Origin of the sequence: Brevundimonas nasdae (genome assembly GCF_016654005.1) — a bacterium.
GTDB classification, from domain to species: Bacteria; Pseudomonadota; Alphaproteobacteria; order Caulobacterales; family Caulobacteraceae; genus Brevundimonas; species Brevundimonas nasdae.
In genome coordinates, this window is sequence record NZ_JAEPWN010000017.1 from 1 (window position 1) to 18,010 (window position 18,010).

General features: G+C 65.9%; 15 protein-coding genes. 2 read left to right on the forward strand and 13 right to left on the reverse strand.

What is annotated here, in order from left to right; translation table 11 throughout:
• Positions 1 to 237 precede the first annotated feature (237 nt).
• Positions 238 to 792, reverse strand: a complete 555-nt coding sequence (locus tag JKF87_RS17470) for a hypothetical protein (RefSeq protein WP_201101163.1) — start codon at positions 790 to 792, stop codon at positions 238 to 240.
• 411 nt (positions 793 to 1,203) lie between these two features.
• Between JKF87_RS17470 and JKF87_RS17475 the strand changes: the two genes are divergently transcribed.
• Positions 1,204 to 1,596, forward strand: a complete 393-nt coding sequence (locus JKF87_RS17475; RefSeq protein WP_201101164.1) for a site-specific integrase — start codon at positions 1,204 to 1,206, stop codon at positions 1,594 to 1,596.
• 185 nt (positions 1,597 to 1,781) lie between these two features.
• Here the strand turns inward: JKF87_RS17475 and JKF87_RS17480 are convergent, their stop codons facing one another.
• The 10 genes from JKF87_RS17480 to JKF87_RS17525 all read right to left on the reverse strand — a co-directional run bounded on the left by JKF87_RS17480 (position 1,782) and on the right by JKF87_RS17525 (position 15,166).
• Entirely contained in the window at positions 1,782 to 3,560 is a 1,779-nt protein-coding gene (locus JKF87_RS17480; RefSeq protein ID WP_236261484.1) for a DUF885 domain-containing protein, read from the reverse strand.
• The gene (locus tag JKF87_RS17485; RefSeq protein ID WP_201101166.1) at positions 3,560 to 5,308 is read right to left on the reverse strand and encodes a DUF885 domain-containing protein; all 1,749 of its coding nucleotides are present in this window, start codon (positions 5,306 to 5,308) and stop codon (positions 3,560 to 3,562) included. Before JKF87_RS17485 ends, JKF87_RS17480 begins: the two co-directional genes overlap by 1 nt.
• A 34-nt stretch (positions 5,309 to 5,342) precedes the next feature.
• The gene (locus JKF87_RS17490; protein ID WP_201101167.1) at positions 5,343 to 7,142 is read right to left on the reverse strand and encodes a DUF885 domain-containing protein; all 1,800 of its coding nucleotides are present in this window, start codon (positions 7,140 to 7,142) and stop codon (positions 5,343 to 5,345) included.
• 158 nt (positions 7,143 to 7,300) lie between these two features.
• A complete protein-coding gene (locus tag JKF87_RS17495; protein WP_307418332.1) occupies positions 7,301 to 10,264 on the reverse strand; it encodes a TonB-dependent receptor domain-containing protein in 2,964 nt (987 codons plus the stop codon).
• 104 nt (positions 10,265 to 10,368) lie between these two features.
• On the reverse strand, positions 10,369 to 10,773 hold the full coding sequence (locus JKF87_RS17500) for a RidA family protein (protein WP_201101168.1): 405 nt from the start codon (positions 10,771 to 10,773) through the stop codon (positions 10,369 to 10,371).
• A gap of 12 nt (positions 10,774 to 10,785) precedes the next feature.
• Positions 10,786 to 11,289 carry a VOC family protein gene (locus JKF87_RS17505; protein WP_201101169.1) on the reverse strand — a complete coding sequence of 168 codons (504 nt, stop codon included), beginning with the start codon at positions 11,287 to 11,289 and terminating at the stop codon, positions 10,786 to 10,788.
• A gap of 113 nt (positions 11,290 to 11,402) precedes the next feature.
• Positions 11,403 to 12,770 carry an FAD-dependent oxidoreductase gene (locus JKF87_RS17510; RefSeq protein ID WP_201101170.1) on the reverse strand — a complete coding sequence of 456 codons (1,368 nt, stop codon included), beginning with the start codon at positions 12,768 to 12,770 and terminating at the stop codon, positions 11,403 to 11,405.
• Positions 12,767 to 13,060, reverse strand: coding sequence for a (2Fe-2S)-binding protein (locus JKF87_RS17515; RefSeq protein WP_201101171.1), 294 nt, complete (start codon positions 13,058 to 13,060; stop codon positions 12,767 to 12,769). The genes JKF87_RS17510 and JKF87_RS17515 overlap by 4 nt, the downstream gene beginning before the upstream one ends.
• Entirely contained in the window at positions 13,053 to 14,252 is a 1,200-nt protein-coding gene (locus JKF87_RS17520; protein WP_201101172.1) for an NAD(P)/FAD-dependent oxidoreductase, read from the reverse strand. The genes JKF87_RS17515 and JKF87_RS17520 overlap by 8 nt, the downstream gene beginning before the upstream one ends.
• A 5-nt stretch (positions 14,253 to 14,257) precedes the next feature.
• Positions 14,258 to 15,166: a dihydrodipicolinate synthase family protein gene (locus tag JKF87_RS17525; protein ID WP_201101193.1), complete on the reverse strand. Its 909-nt coding sequence runs from the start codon at positions 15,164 to 15,166 to the stop codon at positions 14,258 to 14,260.
• Between the two features lie 155 nt (positions 15,167 to 15,321).
• Here JKF87_RS17525 and JKF87_RS17530 point away from each other — a divergent pair, with 155 nt between their 5' ends.
• Complete coding sequence (locus JKF87_RS17530) at positions 15,322 to 16,245, forward strand: LysR family transcriptional regulator (RefSeq protein WP_201101173.1); 924 nt, start codon at positions 15,322 to 15,324, stop codon at positions 16,243 to 16,245.
• Between the two features lie 16 nt (positions 16,246 to 16,261).
• On the opposite strand, the gene JKF87_RS17535 is transcribed toward JKF87_RS17530, so the two are convergent.
• Positions 16,262 to 17,725 carry a sodium:solute symporter family protein gene (locus JKF87_RS17535; protein WP_201101174.1) on the reverse strand — a complete coding sequence of 488 codons (1,464 nt, stop codon included), beginning with the start codon at positions 17,723 to 17,725 and terminating at the stop codon, positions 16,262 to 16,264.
• Complete coding sequence (locus tag JKF87_RS17540; RefSeq protein WP_201101175.1) at positions 17,722 to 18,003, reverse strand: DUF3311 domain-containing protein; 282 nt, start codon at positions 18,001 to 18,003, stop codon at positions 17,722 to 17,724. Before JKF87_RS17540 ends, JKF87_RS17535 begins: the two co-directional genes overlap by 4 nt.
• Positions 18,004 to 18,010: the final 7 nt, after the last annotated feature.

Sequence of the window (18,010 nt, forward strand, 5' to 3'; positions counted from 1 at the left end):
GACCCGCCGCTCGCCCATCATCGCTGGATCTCCAGCCTCAACGACCAGAGTGAATCAGCGCTGCGCCCTCATGCCAATTGCCCAGGCCGCCTTTTTCAACGAAATCGGCCCATAGCGGACACTGGGAGCAGCCCGGAAAGCCGACGTTCGACTGCCGCCGCGATCCACTTCGGGTTCGATCGGACCTTGCACCGCTTGCGAAGCGGCTGGAGGCAAATGCGCTCGATTGGATCGCCGTTAGGCCGAGGTCGTAGCTCGCGGTCCCCCGCAGGGTCGCCCCATCTCCTCGGTGTAGTCGATCCGAAATAGCAGACCGTCTGCTGAAAGATTCATGTCTTGATCCAGTGAGTACTCAGCCGACATCCGCGTGCAGGCGGCGCGCTGCCCCGGCGCTAGTTCCAGCTTTTGCAGGGTTCCGCCGATCGATTCGTTGGCCTCGCTAAGGATTTTGTCGATCAGGCTCTGCTCTGCAACGCGCCGGGCGGCGCTATCATGCTGGCTGCTGACTTTCTCGGCCTCGTGAACACCATCCTCGCCCTCAAAGACATTCGCCATTCTGCGCTTGTGGCCCATGATCGCCGACCGGAGTTCGGTTACGGCGTCATGGACGAACTTGGCATCCTCGCCCGCATGTAGGAACGTCTCGTCGTCGAAGACACCACTTTCCAAGGTGGCCGCGGTTCTGTCCCAGCGGACCGTCTGGTGCCAAGGCGTCTGTCCAGACCAACCAAAGATGATCAGCGTCACGGTTGCACTGTGTCGCTCGTTGTGGCTGGCGAAGTAGCGCTCCACAAGCCGACGAGTCCACTCGCCAAGCGCGTTCGGTTCAACCCGCGGCTCACCGCCTTCGGGGGCCCCTAGGTTCGACAGGCTGCTGCAGGTGATGGACGATAGTTTGCGCCTCAAGCACCCTGCCCGAGAAGGCGACAGCGATCTCCATCTTGGAATAAGGCTGTCTCCAACTCTCCATGCTGCTCCTTCAACGTCGAACGCAGATCGTAGGCATGGACCTGTCAGAGCTAGATCTCGATCAAGGCGCCTGAAGCATTTTCCCGGATCGGATGAAGTCAGGTCGCCCACATCAAGTCCCGCTGCCGCCGTACTCCGTGGAACTGATCCGCAAGGCGATAACCCTTTCCGGCCTACCTTCTGACCGGATGTCGGGCCCCGTGTTCCACGCCCCCGCGCGACACCACCAAGCCGATGAAGTCGGCCGCACTGACGCGTGCGATGAGTCGATTGAGAGAGCTGATAGGCGTCGACGACCGGACAGTGCACGACCTACGCCGCACCGGATCGACCGCAGTGACGAGCGAGCGCCTACGGGTATCGCCGCTCATCCGCTCCAAGGTGCTCGGCCATAGCTCCGACACAGGCGGAGGCGCCCAAGTTTCCAGCGCGCGCTATGACTTGAATGAGTATATGGTCGATAAGCGCTCAGCTCTGAAAGGTTGGGAAGCCCTGCTGCTGGAGATCGTAAGCGACGACACGGCCACGGCTGCAAAACCTCGACAGACCGGCGTCATTTGCGCAACCATGTTCGGACTGGAAGCGGCTAACGATCCTTGGCCCCTCTCCTCTAGTCACCAAGGGTGACGGCCTCGCCAACCTCTGCATTCGCTGCGAAAGTTGGGGAAATAGGGCTCCAGCCGAGTCATCTGCTCGTCCGTCAGCCAGCACAGGTCACTCATATCCACACTCCCCAGAAGCCTGAATCAGGTCGCGCGCCTCACATCGCTGGGGCCTGAGCCTAGCGAAGAACGAAGTTGCCTCATCGGCTATTAAGCCTTGGCGGCCCAATGCGCGACCATGGCGTCCAGCACATCGACCGGCAGAGGACCGGAGGCTAGGATCAGGTCGTTGTATTTGCGCAGGTCGAAACGGTCGCCCAGCGTGGCGCGGGCCTTTTCGCGTGAGGCCAGGATGCCCTGTTTGCCGACCATGAAGCTGCAGGCCTGGCCCGGATAGACGCAGTAACGGTCGATCTCGCGTTCGGCGGCGTCACGGTGTTCGCCGGCGTTGGCGACCATCCAGTCGATGGCCTGGTCGCGGGTCCAGCGGGCATGGTGAAGACCGGTGTCGACCACCACGCGGCAGGCGCGGAACAGTTGACCCTGCAGATAGCCGATGCGGCCGAACGGATCATTTTCATAGGCGCCGATCTCATCGGCCAGTTGCTCGGCGTACAGCGCCCAACCCTCGGTCCAGGCCGAAAACCGCACCGTACGGCGGAACAGCGACAGTTCGCCCGCCGCCCTCAAGGCGCCCGCCTGGAAGTGGTGGCCCGGAATGCCTTCGTGGTGCAGCAGGGTCGGGATGCGCCACAGGGCGTTCTCCTCGACCGAGCGCAGATTGATGAAGATGACCGACGGCTGGTTCGGGTCGCTGCTGGCGCTGTAGAAGCCGCCGGGCGCGCCATTCTCAATGGCGGGCGACACGCGCCGAACCACCACAGGGTCGTTCGGAATGACGGTGAAGCCGCGCGGCAGACAGGCGCGCACCACGTCCAGGCGCGCATTGGCGGCGTCGATGATGGACTGGCGGCCAGCCTCAGTGTCCGGGCTCAGGAAGCGCGGATCATGATCCAGCCTGGTCATGCGTTCGCCGACGCTGCCTTCGGTCAGGCCCTGTTCGCGCAGCAGCCGGTCGATCTCTGACGACAGGTCACGCACCCACTTAAGCCCCAGTTGATGCAGTTCGGCGGGAGAGTAGCTGGCGGTCGAGTTCGAATGCAGGCCCGAGACATAATAGGCGTCGCCGTCCGGCTTGGCCCAGACGCCCGCCTGATCGGTGGCGCGCGGCTTCAGGGCCGACAGGGCGTCGATTTGGCGTGTCAGGGCGGGTTGAATCCGGGTACGGAACACAGCCTCGGCCCGGGTCGGAAGATCGTTCAGGCCAGCAGAGCGGGCGCGTTCGAACGCCGAGGCCAGTAGCGGGTTTTCACCAGGTGCCGTGTCGCGCAGCTTGCCGATCTGGGCCACCGTCTTGGCCAGGATGAAGCTGGGCGGGATGACGCCCAGTCCCGCGTCATGGATGATCTGTTCCGTTTCCTGATCCAGCACCACCGCCAGTTGGTTCAGCTTGGCCAGATAAGCTTCTGCGTCCGCCGCCGTGGACATGGGCGAGCGCGAACTGATCCCTTCGGGCAGCCAGTAATAGGCGCCGTTCATCTGGCTGACCACATAGGGGCTGGGGCGCAGATTGATGTCGGAGAAGCCGTAGCGGCCGTATTGATCGGCCATCGCCTGATAGACAAACAGGGCGGTGTCGTAGTCGACGGCGGCGCGGGGCGACAGGACTGCTCGGTCCACGGTGCGCAGCTCGGCCAGGCGGGCCGCATTGGCCTGACGCGCCCGAGCCCGCCCGGCCAGAGAATAGTCGCCCAGGCGTTCTGATCCGCCGCCCTGTTCGCTCAAGGCCTCGGCGTGGCGCTCCAGCATCGCCGTCAGGCGCCGGTCAGCGGACGTCTCGCCCAGAGCAGCGCTCGTGCTCGCGCAGGCCGACAACGGCGTCAGAACGCCCAGCGCCGCAACGCCTGCCAGAAGATCACGACGACGCATTACGCAGCACTCCATTGTCGCACCATGGCGTCCAGAACCTCCATCGGAAGCGGTCCGGAACGCAGGATCAGATTATTGTAGTCGCCCAGGGCGAACCGGCCGCCCATCGCCGCCCGCGCCGTCTCGCGCGACGCGACAAGCTGTTGCTTGCCGACCATGAAGCAGCAGGCCTGCCCCGGATAGACGCAGTAACGGTCGACTTCTCGCGCCGTCGGGCCGGGCAGTTCGCCGACGACATCGACCATATAGGCCACGGCCTGCTCGCGGCTCCAGCGTTCGTGGTGCAGGCCGGTGTCGACGACGACGCGGCCCGCGCGCCAGAGCTGGGCCTGTAGATAGCCTATGCGACCGAACGGATCGTCCTGATAGGCGCCGATCTCATCGGCCATGTGTTCGGCATACAGGGCCCAGCCCTCGGTCCAGGCCGAAAAACGCGCCGTGCGACGGAAGGCCGACAGGGCGCCCGCGTCGCGCATCACCGCCGACTGGGTGTGGTGTCCAGGCACGCCCTCATGGTGGATCAGGGTCGGCAGGCGCCACGACGGCAGGTCGCTGGGCGTCTTCAGGTTCAGCAGCACGCCCCCCGGCGCCCCGTCATGCCCGGCGTTGTAGAAGGCGACGGGCGAGCTATCCTCGCTGGTGCGCGGCATGCGGCGCACCTCGACCGGAGTGTCGATCAGCGGCGTCAGGGCGCGCGGCAGACGCCCCCGCGCGGCGGCCAGATAGGCCTCGGCCTGCTTCTGGACCGCCGCCCGACCCTGATCCGTGTCGGGCTGACGGAAACGGGGGTCGATGTTGAGGGCGGCGATGCGTTCGCCGACCGAGCCTTCGGTCAGGCCGACCGCGCGCAGGTCATGGTCGATCTCGCCGCTGAGTTCGCGCACCCAGTCCAGCCCCATCCGGTGAAGCGCGGCGGGCGGGATGCTGGTCGTGGTGTTGGCCCGCAGGGACGAGGCGTAGTTGGCGTCACCGTCCGGCTGAGCCCAGACGCCCGCTGTCGATGTCGCGCGCCCCGTCAGCGTCTCCAGCGCCGCAGCCTGCCGGTCAAGCGCGGGTGCGACAAGCTGACGGAACTGCTGCACCGCCTGCGCCGCCAGTTCGGGATCGGCACCGACCGTCCGCGACAACAGGGGGTTGGCGGCCGGATCACTGTCACGCAGCCCCCGAACCTGCGCCAGGGTCGCGGCCAGAACGAAATCTGGCGGCGTGACGCCCTGCGCGCCGTCATGAAGGATGCGCGCGCTTTCCTGATCCACACCCCGCGCCAGGGCGGCGATAGTGTCCAGATAGGCGCTGCGGCTGGCGGCGTCGTCCGGCTTCAGCCGCACGCCCAGTTGTGACGGCAGCCAGTAGTAGGCGCCGTTCATCTGGCTTACGACATAGGGGCTGGGCCGCAGGTCCAGGTCGATCGTGCCGGGCCGCGCAAGCTGATCGTCCAGCACGCCGTACACGAAGGCGGCGGTGTCGTGGTCGATCCGGGCGGTCGCCGACAGGCTGTCGCGCGGGACGCTGGCCAGTTCGCTGATCCGCTGGGTGTTGGCGCGTCGGGCGGCGGCCCTGCCCTCCAGCGAGCGGTCGCCGACGGGGCCGTCGTCATCCCCGCCCAGCGCCCGCAACGAGATCGCGTGCCGGTCCAGCATCGCAGCCAGACGCGCATCCTGCGTCCCCGCAGCGTGAGCCGCGCCGCCCGTGATCCCCGTCGCCGCCGCAGCGGCGGCGACGCCGGCCAGCATCTGCCGTCGGTTCATGCCCATGTCCCCCGTCCGCCGCTGCACACGCCCATCAGGCTTCGCTCAGCCAGCGGTCGATCTTGGCTTCCAGCACGTCCAGCGGCAGGGCGCCCGTGTCCAGAATCTGATCGTGGAAGCGGCGGATGTCGAAGGCTGTCCCTTGCGCCTGTTCGCTGCGCTGGCGCAGTTCCTGGATCTTCAGTTCGCCGATCTTGTAGGCGCAGGCCTGACCGGCGTTGGTGATATATCGGTCGATCTCGACCGCCACGTCCCGCTCGGCCATCGAGGTGTTGGCCAGCATGTAGTCGATGGCCTGCTGGCGGTCCCAGCGCAGGGCGTGCAGGCCGGTGTCGACCACCAGACGCACCGCCCGCAGCATCTCCATGTCCAGATGGCCGAACCATTGGTAGGGGTCGGTGAACAGGCCCAGATCCTTGCCCAGAGACTCGGCGTACAGGCCCCATCCCTCGCTGTAGGCGGTTGCAGGCGCCAAACGGAACCGCAGCAGGTCCGGCAGGCTGGCGTCCTCCTGAACCAACGAGATCTGATAGTGGTGGCCGGGCACGCCCTCGTGCAGCGCCAGGGTCTCCAGCGTCGGGATGGGGCGCGTGTTCAGCATCGCCATGTTGAAATACAGCACGCCGGGTTGCGAGGCGTCAGGCGGGCCGGGGCGGTAATAGCCCGTGCCCCTTTGGTCGCCCAGCGCAGGCAGGGGACGCACCTCGAACGCCGCCTTGGGCCGCCGCGAGAACAGTTCCGGCATCTTCTGCCAGACCTTGGCCTCGATGCGTTCGAAGTGGGCGATCAGGTCAGCGGGCTTGGTGTAATAGAAGCTGGGTTCGGTGCGGACATGTTCGAAGAAGGCGGACAGGTCGCCCTGGAACCCGGCGGCGCGGCGTGCGCCCTCCATCTCCTCGCGGATGCTGGCAACCTCTTTCAGGCCGACGCGGTGGATCTCCTCGGCGGCCATGGTCGTGGTGGTGTGGCGGACCAGGTCGGAGGCATAGACCCGCGCCCCGTCCTTCATCGCCCACAGGCCCGCGCCCTCGGTGGCATGCGGCAGGTATTCGTCCCGCAGGAAGTCGCGCCACAGGGCGTAGGCCGGATAGGCGCGTTGCTCCACCGCCTGGCGATAGGCCGCCTCCAGGCGCGTCCGGTCCGCCGCGCCAATGGCGTCGGGGAAGCGGGTGACGGGCGAATAGAGCGGGCTCTGATCCACCGGCAGGGACAGGAAGGCCTCGACCTGTCCCAGGACATTGCGGACCACGATGCGCGGCTGATGATAGCCCGCCGCCATGCCCTGGCGCAGGCGCGCGACCGTCGCGGTCATGAAGCCGGTGAAGCCGTCCAGCTGGACCAGCCGGTCCTCGTAGTCCTGAACCGTGTCGAAGCCGCTGGCCGAGGACATATAGTCCGGGAACTCGACATGAAGCCCGAACGAGGCATTCAGCGGGGCCATGCGGCGGATGGCGAAGACGCCGCTGTCGATGTCCTCCAGCGCCTTTTCGGCTTGATAGCGGAAGACGTCATAGGCGATCTGGTCGCCGGGCGGCAGGGCCGCGCGGTCGATGGCCGCCAGGGCGCGCAGCTCGCCGCGCTTGTTCTGCTCCAGCTTGGCCGCATAGGCGTCGCTGAGGGGATCGACGAACAGGTCGCCGATCGGGCGCTCTCCGCGCCGGGCCAGCCCCAGCGGATTGAGCGCATCGTCCGCCCGCTGGCCGTCGCGGACCACCTGGGCGAAGCGGGCGCGGACGTCGTCCTGGCCCAGAATGGCGGCCGAAACCGGCGTGGACATGACCACCGCAGCCGTTGCGGCGCCTGCCGCGCCCAGAAGCAATTCACGCCGTCTCATAAGCCATTCCTCTTTGTACTGATGCAGCTCCCGGCCCTACGACCGGGAGCTGCTTCATGCGCGAAATACGCCGCGCACTTCCCCCTGAAACGCAACACAGGGGGACCAACGGCGATCATGGGGCCATCATCGCCGTCAAGCCTTGCCTGAAGTCGCGATCAGAAGCGCGACGTCAGACCCACGAAGTAACGCCGTCCCAGGGTGTCATAGGTCGACGGGTCGGTGTTGGCCTGGATGCCCGGCGTCCAGGTACGAGGCGCCTGGTCCGTCAGGTTGTTGACGCCTGCACGCAGCGAGACACGCTCGTTCACCGTCCAGGTGCCCATCAGGTCGAAGTAGTCGATGGCGTCCAGCTTGTTGGCGGTGTTGTAGATCTGCATTTCGCCGACCCGGCGCCAGCGAACGCCCACGCCGTAATCGCCGTACTTGTAGTTCACCGAGGTCAGGAACTTCCATTCCGGGAAGGTGAAGCCGTTGGTCGAGTCGATCGTGCCGGTGCGGGCGTTGAACGGACCGCCGGCGGCGTCCTGACGCTCCCAGGTCTCCAGCCAGCCGACCACGAAGTTGAGGTTCAGCGACCCTACGTCCGGCAGGCCTGCGTCGACCAGATCGAAGCCCCAGTCCACCTGAAGGTCGACGCCCGAGGTCTTCATCGTCGCCAGGTTCTGCAGCAGGCCCAGGCTGTTGACGATGTTGCCCGTGGAGGCGTCGCGTTGGAACAGCTGGCAATAGCCGTTGTTCACATCATAGGTGGCGTTGGTCAGGCCCGTGGCGTTGAAGCAGCCCTGCAGCTGGTTCGCGGCGGTGATGCTGCCGATCACGTCCTTGATCTCGATGCTGTAGTAGTCGACTGAGGCCGAGACGCGCGACAGCAGCGGGTGATCGAACTTCGGGCGATAGACGGCGCCCAGGGTCCAGGAGTCAGCCGTTTCTTCCTTCAAATCGCGGTTGCCCCCGACGAAGCCCTGAATCTGGGTGCTGTTGAAGACATAGCTGTCGATGGCCGCGGCCGAGAGACCCTGCGCCAGGCACAAGGCCTTCACCTGCGCCGCGTTCGGACCATTGCGGTATGCGCCGCGGATATCGCACGGGTCGCCGCCGAACACCGGAGCGCCCGCTGCGTTCTGAGGCGCGCCGATCTGGGGCGAGTCGATGTCGCGGTTGCCGTACAGTTCGCCGATGGACGGCGCACGCACGGCGCGTTGCAGACCGCCGCGAACGCGCAGGCCGTCGAATACAGCCCAGTCGACATCAGCCTTGTAGGCGCTGACGCCGCCTATGGTGGCGTAGTCCGAGTAGCGATAGGCCAGGTTCAGATCCAGGCTCTGGACGAACGGCAGGTCCGCCACGACCGGGATCAGGGCTTCGATGAAGAACTCGGTCGAGTTGGTCGAACCCGTCAGGGGCTGGACCGGGTTGAAGCCTGCGACTTCCACGCCGCCGATCTTGCCGCCGTCCGGAAGCCCGTTGGCGCCCAGGTGGTCGACGATGGGATTGCTCTGCGACAGACCCGCGTCGGGACGGAAGGAGAAGGTGTCCTCACGATACTGGACGCCCGCTGCGAAACGCACCTGACCGGCAGGCAGTTCGAACAGGCCGCCCTGGATCGAGGCCTCGACGATCGACTGCTCGCTGAGGGTGGCGTTCTTGCTGTTGCGGTTGATGTAGTTGATGCAGGCCGCCGACAGGCTGGTCAGGCCGAACGGGTTGAAGCCGCCTTCGCAGATGTTGGCGCCGCCGGTGGGATCGTCCAGCAGGCGCTGGACCGCCGAACGCGACACGTTGCCCGACTGTTCGGTCGAGTTGTCGACACGGCCGTACTGGGCGCTGACGTCATAGCGCCAGTCGCGGAACGGCAGGTCGCCGCGCACGCCGGTCGTCACTTGGAAGACCGTGGTGCTGTCGCGGGCCAGACGGCCGCCGATGGCGTCAAAACGCTTGTTGTAGCCGAACGACGCATTCGGATCGGCGCGCGAGTTCAGGAAGGCGCGCAGGTCGCTGGAGATGAAGGGGTTGGTCGACGGAATGCGGAAGCCGTAGGTCGGTGACGGACCAGGCATCGGCGTCGCAGCCAGACGGATGTCGGACGAATACTGGGTGTACAGCATGTTGCCGTACAGCTCCGCAGAGTCCGTCAGCTTGTAGCGCGCGCCGGCATAGCCGTTCCAACGCTCCAGCGGGATGCTGAGCATGCCCGTGGCGCCGGTGTTGAACGCCCAGGCGACGCCCGGCTGATGATAGGCGTCATAGGCTGGGCCGCCCGGGCTCTTGAAGTTGTGCGCGCCCAGATAGCTGAACAGCGAACCGTCGGGGTTATAGCCGAACTCGCCCGTCGGGGTGACGCAGTTGGCGCAGTTCAGATAGGTGTTGAGGAACGACTGGCTGGGCAGGTTGGCCGAGTCGAAGGTCGTCAGACCCAGAGGCGAGACGCTGTTGCGGCCCGACACGGCCGAGAAGTCGCGCGCCACGCTCATGATGGCTTCACGGGTCGAACGGCCGATCGAGAAGACAGCGTTGCCGCGGTCGTCGTTGAAGTTGCCGCCCATGGTGATGGTGTAGCTTTGGGTCGCGCCGTCGCCGCGCTCGGTCTCGCCGTACTGGGCGTCGATGTGAACGCCCGAGAAGCTTTCATCGATGATGAAGTTGGCCACGCCCGCCAGGGCGTCCGAACCATAGGCTGCCGAGGCGCCGCCCGAGATGACCTCGACATTGCGGATCAGGGCGGCGGGCAGGATGTTGATGTCGACCGTGCCGTTGGCGTTGGACGGCACGATGCGGCGGCCGTTCATCAGCACCAGGGTGCGGTTGGTGCCCAGACCACGCAGGTTCAGGTTCGCCTGACCGCCGTTGCCGGGATTGACCGAGCCGTGGCTGGTGCCCGGCATGAACTGCGGCATGTCGTTCATCAGGGTTTCGGCCGTCACCGAACCCGCCGCCTGGAAGTCCTCACGACCGACCGTGACGATCGGGCTGGTGGAGTTGTAGTCCTGACGGACGATGCGCGAACCCGTGACGACGATCTCGCCGACGGAGGAGACGCCGTCCGAATCCTCGGTCTGGGCGGCGGCAGGGGCTGCGGCGAAGGCGATGGCGGCGAAGCCGCCGATCATGGTGGACGCCAACAGGCGCTGTCGCGTGAAACTGCAAATCAAGACTGAAACTCCAGAACGCTATTCTTGTGTTGAAGGACGCCGCGGACAGAGCCCGGGGCGAAAAAGGTGCGCCTCTAGTCGAGGCTGGCTGTGGCCTCGATCTCGACGAGGAAGTCCGGCAGGGCCAGGCCGGAAACACCGACGACCGTGTTGGGCGCTGGCGTGGCTCCGGCATAGAAACGGTTGATGGCGCCGACCACGATCCCGAGTTTTTCGGGCGTGTTGTCAACGATATAGGTCCGCAGACGCACCAGGTTCCCAGCATCCGCGCCCGCCTCGGCCAGCACGGCGGACAGGTTCTGCAGCGCGACCTCGACCTGGCGGGCCAGATCGCCCTCGCCGATGACATTGCACTGGGCGTCCCAGGCCACCTGACCCGCCAGATGCAGGGTGCGGCCGCCTTCCTGAAGCGCCGCATGGGAAAAGCCGAACGGCACGCTTTCATACAGATGGGGCGGATTGATCTTGGTGATGGGCATGGTCGTCTCCGCTCAATCGACCAGTTCGAGCTGATGCCCGAAGGGGTCCTGAATGTAGAGGTTCTTCTTGCCGGCCAGCGGGCCTTCGGCGATCTCGATCACCTCCAGCGGCGTGCAGCCGTGCTGCGCCAGCCAGACGGCGGCGGCTTCGACATCATCGACCCGGAACGCGAGGTGATGCCCGCCGCGATCACAGTTGCGCGGCACATCCTGACGCCGATCCGACGGCTTGTCGTACTGGACCAGCTGGAAGTTGAGATTGTCGCTCAACTTCAGCATGACCAGCGTCAGACGCGCGCCGGAAACCCCGACATGCGACGCCATCCAGTCGCGCCCATCAGTCCCGACCGGCAGGTCCGCCGCATCCAGCGGCCCCATGCGATAGAGCTCCGCCGCCCCCAGCACATCGCGATAGAATGCGAGTGCGGCGTCCAGATCCGGAACGGTCCAGGACACGTGGTCGACAACGTTGAACGCAGGCCGACCGCCCTCCCCGGCAGTGTGGTTCTCAGCCATAACCTTCCCCTTGGTCTAACAGCCTCGCCTTCCCTGGTGATAGTTTTGTGTCGGTCTGACGAAGCAAACAATGAGTGGGTTTGCAAAGATCGTTGCGTTGAACGCAACAGATATCAGGCCGTCAGGTCACCGATTCGCACCGGCCGCGCCGGGAAGCGCGCACGGAACCCCTGAGGGGCTTTTTCGACACTATTCATGCGCTGCAGCAGCAAATGTTCGCAGTTTCGCCCCTGGCACGGCCCCATGCCGCAACGGGTCGAAAGCTTCACCGCATTGGGGGTTTCCACGGTCGCGACAGCGGCGTCGACAGCGCCCTGCGTCACATCCTCGCACCGGCACAGGATGGTGTCGGCAGGCTGGGCCTGAGACAGGAAGACAGACGGATCGGCGATCGCGTCCAGCAGTTCGGCGAATCTTATGGCCCGCCCCCGGCGCCTGCGCGGGCCGCGCGCCCGCCGCTCCGCCTCGACGCTCGTGATCAAGCCTTCGTCCAGAGCGATGGCGAGCCCCGCCAGCGCCCCCTCGGCCCCGGCCGCCTCCGCCCCCTTCACGCCCGTCGTCTCACCGGCGACATAGACGCCGGGACGCGAGCTTCGCATCCACGGATCATGGACGGCGGTCCAGCCGCCGAACCGTCCCTGAAGGACGTTCAGACCCATTCCGCGCACCAGGTCCGACTGCGGCAGAAAACCGAAACACAGGGCGACGGCGTCACAGTCGATCTGCGCGCCCGACGCCAGGCGCAGGGCCTGGACCTGTTCCTCTCCCACGACCTCGACCGGCCGATCGCCGAACCTGATCCGACAGCCCGACGCCGTCAGACGCAATCCGCCCAGCAGCACCTTCAGCAACTGGGGCGCATGGGCCAGCACCGTCATCGGCCGCCGCGCCGCCTGGACGAGTGCGGATTGAAGGGACTGCGCGAAGGCCAGGGCCGGCACTTCGCCGCCCGCCTCGATGATCTGTTCGGCGACCAGCAACTGCAGAGGATGGCTGCCCGCAAGCGCAATGCGTCGGCCCGGCGTCAGCCGCTGGCTCTTGACGAAGGCCTGCACCGCCCCCGCGCTCATCACGCCCGGCAAGGTCCAGCCCGGCAAGGGCGTGGTCATGTCATAGCAGCCTGCCGCGATCAGAACCCGTCGCGTCCGCAGACTGGCGACCTGCGCCCCGTCGGAAACCAGAACCCGCCAGCCGTCGCCCTCGGCCCGGACATCCAGAACCGATCGCCCGCCCAGCCAGTCCACCCCGCTCAAGGTCTCAAAGGCGCGCAGCTGAGCCTTAAGTTTGCGGTACGTCCCGCCCGCCTGCCAGTTCGAGACAGTGAAGGCGCGCGGCGGCTGGCGCAGAATCTGCCCGCCGGGCCGCGACTGCTCGTCGATGACGGCGACACGCGCCAATCGGTCCTGCAGCGCCAGACAGGCCGCCTGCCCCGCAGGACCGCCGCCGACGACGATCAGATCATAGTCTTCGCGCACGTTCATGTTTCGGCACGCGTTGTCGAAACAACCATGTCCGCCTGCACGTCCGTCACGCAGGCGCGAAGCCTTCGCGTCGGCTGACCGGCTTGCGTCACATCGACCAGACATTCGCTGCAGACGCCCATGTTGCAGAACAGGCCGCGCGGCCGGTCCTGGGTGTCGCGTCGGAAGACGCGCGCATCCACCGCCAGCATGGCCGCGGCCAGGGTCTCCCCCTCATAGGCTTCGATCACCCGGCCATCGATCTGAAGGCTGAGGGGCCGTCCGCGAACCACGCCCTGACGGCTACGCACCGGCCATCCCCATGAAGCTGTTGAGGTGGCTGAAGCGGGCGGGCGAGAACAGGCGCAGCCGGTCTTCCGGTTCGTCCAGAATCTGTCGCGCCAACAGACGCGCGAAGGTGGGGCCCAATGTGAAGGCCGATCCGCCCGCCGCCACATAGACGCCCGGCGCCTGGGGGACTTCACCCACCAGCGGCAGTTGATCCGCTGTCACGGCGGTCACGGCGGTCCAGCTGCGTATCAGGTTCAGTTGCGCGACCTGGGGCGCGACATCGACCGCCACCGCCAGATTGCCCCGCAACGAGGTCTCGATCAGGTCCGCCTGCTGGCCCGGATCAAACCTGCCCGAGGCGTCAAGCCTCATCCGCGACGGCCAGCCGCCGCCGATCAGAATATTGCCCGCATAGGCCTGTTTCATCGACAGGCGCCGACCGACATGCTGGATCAGTTGATCGATCAGAGGCGGCGCGCGCTCTGTCACATTCATCAGCAGGGCGACCGGAAAAATCGGCAGGTGCAGGTTGAACAGTTCGCCCATGCGCCCGCTCCAGGCGCCGGCGGCGATCAGCACCTTTGAAGCGCGGATAGACGAACGTGTGCGCCCCGTCTCCACGGTGATCTCATATCCGTCATGCACACGGCGCGCGGCGACGGCCCGTGCGCCCAGCGACAGCCGCGCCCCCTGTCTTTCGGCCTCAGCCGCGAACGCCAGGGTCAGAGCCTTGGGATCGGCATGGCCTTCGGATTCCAGATAGCTGGCGGCGACGATGGATGGCGACAAAACGGGCGCGATGGCCCGGGCCTCCTCCCCGTCGATCAAGCGGCTGGGCAGGCCGCCCGCCGTTTCACGCGCAACCTTGGCCTCCAGCAGGGCGAGCTCCTGCGGGGTCTGGGCCACCATCAGACCGCCACGCATATGGACGTGCAGGCTGTCGCCCAGTTCCGCCTCAAGCCCACGCCATTCGTCGATGGCCAGACGGTTCAGGCTCAGGATCTGCGCCGCCTGATCGGCCAGAGCGTCGCCATTCTCAAGAAACCGGCGCTCGATCTGGAAATGCAGCGAGCCCGCATTGGCGCCCGACGCCCCCGCGTTCAGATACGACGCCTCGATCAGTTCGACCGACGCCCCGGCGCCGGCGAGACGGCAGGCTGTTGCGCAGCCCACCAGTCCGCCGCCGATCACCAGAACATCGACGCTTCGCATCCTGCTCAGACACGCCCCAGGCTGGCCAGGGTCGCGCGGATGCTGTCCAGATCCCGATCCGACACGTCCATCAACGGCGCGCGGACATGACCGCCCGGCAGGTTCTGCACGTTAAGGGCCGCCTTCAGGATGGCCGGTCCGGAGCCGAAGCGTCCGACCAGATTGGGTGTGTACCACGCGTCCATAATAACCCGGTCCTGGCGTCCGCACGCCCGCGCCGCGTCAAAATCACCGGCCCAGATGTGATTATAGAAGTCCGGCTGCGCGCGGCCAAGCACGCCGCCCGCCCCCATGGTTCCGTCGCCGCCCGCACCCTTCAGCAGGGCTAGACCGGCGTCGTCCATGCTGTGGCCGAACACCCGCACCTGATCCTTCAGGCCAAAATAGGTCTGGGTGAAGGCCCGAAGGTCGCCCGTCGATTGCTTGATGGCGACCACGTTCTCAAGCGCCGCCAAACGCTCCAGCACGCTGTACGGCATGTCGATGCCGGTGCCGGGGGGCCAGTTATAAACGCAGATCGGCAGGGCCGAGCCTTCGGACACGGCGCGGTAGAAGTTGACGATCTCGTCGTCGCCCGGCCGGATGTAGGGCGGCGGGGTCACCAGGGCGCCTTCGAAGCCCGACGCCGCGGCCGAAATGGTGAAGTCCACGACCTCTGCCGCCGTAAAGGCAGTGCAGCCCGCGATGAGCGGCAGCTTTCCCTTCATCTGGGCGCCGACCGCATTGAAAAGCGCATGGCGCTCTACAGCACTTATACTTGTCCACTCGCCAGTTGTTCCTGCAACGACAAGGCCATGCATGCCCTCACTGTGCAGCCACTCAAGCAATCGCCCGAGCGCAGGAAAGTCCATCGCTCCATCGCGATCAAACGGCGTCGTTATAGCGGGTATGTAACCGCGCCAGTCGACGCGCATTCTCTTGGATGTCAACGAGCACCTCTTTGTAGTGCTGATTATAGATTTGGCACTGTCTCCGGCATTTTCGTCACGCTCACAAGATGGTATGAATGCGCAAAATCGTTGCGGCAAACGCAACGCAGAATTCGATCGTCTGTTGGGAGACAAACGGCATGCAGGTCACCTCGCTGCACTATTTTTATCAGGCCGCCAGCCTGGGCTCGATGCGCCTGGCCAGCGACAAGATCGGCGTCGCCGTCTCTTCCATCAGCCGTCAGATCGCCCAGCTTGAGCGGGAAATGGGGGTCGCCCTGATCGAGCGCGGACGCCGCACGATACGCCTGACCGAGGCCGGGCGGCTGACCTACGAATATTATCAGGGGTGCATGTCGAACGAGGAGGCGTTCAAGAATCGCCTGCACGATTATCGTCAGCTGAAGGCGGGCAAGATCGATATCTCGATCGGCGAGGGCTTCCTGGGCGGCTTCCTGCTGGAGACCATCGAGGGCTTCCAGAGCCAGCACCCCGGCGTGTCCGTCACCATTTCCGTGTTGTCGACGGCGGACATCGTCAAACGGGTGCTGGACGACAGCGCCCATTGCGGCCTGATCTTCAATGACTGCAACGAGCCCAAGATCCGCGTGCGCGCCACGGCGGCCCAGCCGCTGATGGTGCTGTGCGCGCCGCATCATCCGGCCGCCCAGATGGACGCCCTGTCGCTTCAGGACCTGAGCCAGTTCGACCTGTGTCTGCCCGACGCCGCCTTGCGGATTCGCCAACTGCTGCGCGATGCGGAACGCCGCGAAGAAATCTGGCTGGAGCCGAAACTGACCACCACGTCGATCTATGTGATGCGTGAGGCCGCAAAGGCCGGGCGGATGGTGACGGTCCTGCCCAAGATCGCGGCGACGACGGAGCTGGCCGAAGGGTCGCTGGTGGCGCGGCCCATCCACGAGGCCAGCCTGGAATACACCACCGTCAGCCTGATTCACCGTCTGGGCCGCCAGCTGGACGGCGCGCCCGCCCGCCTGTTGTCCACGCTCGAAGCCAAGCTGAAGGCCTGGAGCGCAAACGAAGGCGAGCGGGCGGCGGAATAGTCCCGGACGGGTGCCCCTAGCCCGCGACGGGCTGGGGCTGGGCCGTCTTTTCGCGCGCGCTGGTGATCAGGATGACCAGGACCGCCACGATGGCGTTGACACCCATGGCGACCAACCCCTTCTCCCATTCCGGGAACAGGGCGCCGAACAGGGTCTGGGCGGCGGGCGCAAGCAGCACCACATAGCCTGCCGCCATGCCAGCGGCGACGCCGATGGCGTTGGCGCGCGGCCACAGGAAGGCCAGGAACACGCCCGGCGCCAGCATGCCGATGGCGGCGTAGGCGGACAGGCCGATCTCGACCAGGGACGCGGTCGCCCCCACCGTCAGCCAGACGGCGACGCCTGCAAACACCACCATGGACAGGCGTGAAGCCCGAAGCGCGGCCTGATCGCTGAGACCCGGACGCAGGGGCGTCAGCACGTTGCGACTGAAGATCGAACCCGCCGTCAGCAGCAGGACCGATCCCGGCACCAGGGCCAGCAGACAGGCGGTTCCCGCCAGAAGGCCGATCATCCACGAGGGATAGGAATCAGAGACGAACTGCAGCAGGGCCGCATTCACATCGCCGCCAGGAGGCTGGGTCCCCGCCAGCAGGGCCGCAAAGCCCAGCAGGATGATGAAGAAGAAGGACAGCGAGTACAGCGGCTGCCAGACGGCGTTGCGCCGGATCGCCTTACGGCTGCCCGCCGCATAGCAGAGCTGGAACATGTGCGGGAAAATCCACGTGCCCAGGGCCACGTTCAGGGCCGAGGTCATCAACCAGGTCACCGTCAGGCCCGCCTCGGGAACCAGGCCGGGGAAGACGCCGATGCCCGGATGCTGATCCTGCACCTTGTCAAAGACGTCCAGGATCGAGGTCGCCCCGACCTTGTGCGCCACCGTGGCGCTGAGAGCGACCACCAGCACCACCATCAACACATCCTTGACGCCCGCCGCAAAAGCCGCCGAACGCAGGCCCGCCACATAGACGAAGCCCAGCATGATGACCGCTGCCAGAATGGCCGAGGCCAGAACCGACACTTCCGCGCCCAAAGTCAGACGCAGGATCATGCTCAGGGCCGTGATCTGGATCTGCACATAGACGATGATGGCGATGATGCCCGCCAGACCCACCACGCAGCCCAGCCAGGTCGCCTTGTAACGGGCGGCGAAGAAGTCGGCCTGAGTAATGAAGCCCCCCTCGCGGCCCGCCTGCCAGATGCGCGGCATCAGCCAATAGCCCAGCGTGGCGGCCAACGACACGGAGGTGAAGGCCAGATAGGCCGGGGCGCCATAGGCCCAGGCGAAGCCGGAAATCCCCAGCACGGCGAAGGTGGTGTAGATTTCGCCCGCGTTCAGGAACCAGAAGATCAGGGTGCCGAACCGCCGCCCGCCCACGGCCCATTCGGACACGCTCTTGGCCCGGCTTTTCTGATGGCCGTACAGCATCGCGCCCAGCATGGTCGCGACGACGATTGAAATCGTCAGGAACAGGATCACGAGGACGCCTCCGCATCGGCGGCGCGACCCGCGCTGTCTTCATCCAGGCCTAGCGCCCGCTCCATGCGCTCATCCAGCCTGAAGACCAGGGCGATCAGGGCGCTGGCGATCAGGATGCCCGTCATCTGCCAGACCAGCGGCAACGGCAGGGAGAAGACCCGCACCGAGGCCGAGTTGACGAACGGCGCGCAGCCGATCTGCCAGATGAAGGGAATGAGCAACAGCCAGCGATGGCCATAGAGTTTCCAGGACGCCGTGCGCGGCGATAAAGCGGTCATAAGCTTA

Excerpts from the sequence above, each read along its gene's own strand:
- JKF87_RS17475 (WP_201101164.1), top strand. The coding sequence starts at position 1,204 with ATGAAGTCGGCCGCACTGACGCGTGCGATGAGTCGATTGAGAGAGCTG.
- JKF87_RS17480 (WP_236261484.1), bottom strand. The coding sequence starts at position 3,560 with ATGCGTCGTCGTGATCTTCTGGCAGGCGTTGCGGCGCTGGGCGTTCTG.
- JKF87_RS17485 (WP_201101166.1), bottom strand. The coding sequence starts at position 5,308 with ATGAACCGACGGCAGATGCTGGCCGGCGTCGCCGCCGCTGCGGCGGCG.
- JKF87_RS17490 (WP_201101167.1), bottom strand. The coding sequence starts at position 7,142 with ATGAGACGGCGTGAATTGCTTCTGGGCGCGGCAGGCGCCGCAACGGCT.
- JKF87_RS17500 (WP_201101168.1), bottom strand. The coding sequence starts at position 10,773 with ATGCCCATCACCAAGATCAATCCGCCCCATCTGTATGAAAGCGTGCCG.
- JKF87_RS17505 (WP_201101169.1), bottom strand. The coding sequence starts at position 11,289 with ATGGCTGAGAACCACACTGCCGGGGAGGGCGGTCGGCCTGCGTTCAAC.
- JKF87_RS17510 (WP_201101170.1), bottom strand. The coding sequence starts at position 12,770 with ATGAACGTGCGCGAAGACTATGATCTGATCGTCGTCGGCGGCGGTCCT.
- JKF87_RS17520 (WP_201101172.1), bottom strand. The coding sequence starts at position 14,252 with ATGCGAAGCGTCGATGTTCTGGTGATCGGCGGCGGACTGGTGGGCTGC.
- JKF87_RS17525 (WP_201101193.1), bottom strand. The coding sequence starts at position 15,166 with ATGCGCGTCGACTGGCGCGGTTACATACCCGCTATAACGACGCCGTTT.
- JKF87_RS17530 (WP_201101173.1), top strand. The coding sequence starts at position 15,322 with ATGCAGGTCACCTCGCTGCACTATTTTTATCAGGCCGCCAGCCTGGGC.
- JKF87_RS17540 (WP_201101175.1), bottom strand. The coding sequence starts at position 18,003 with ATGACCGCTTTATCGCCGCGCACGGCGTCCTGGAAACTCTATGGCCAT.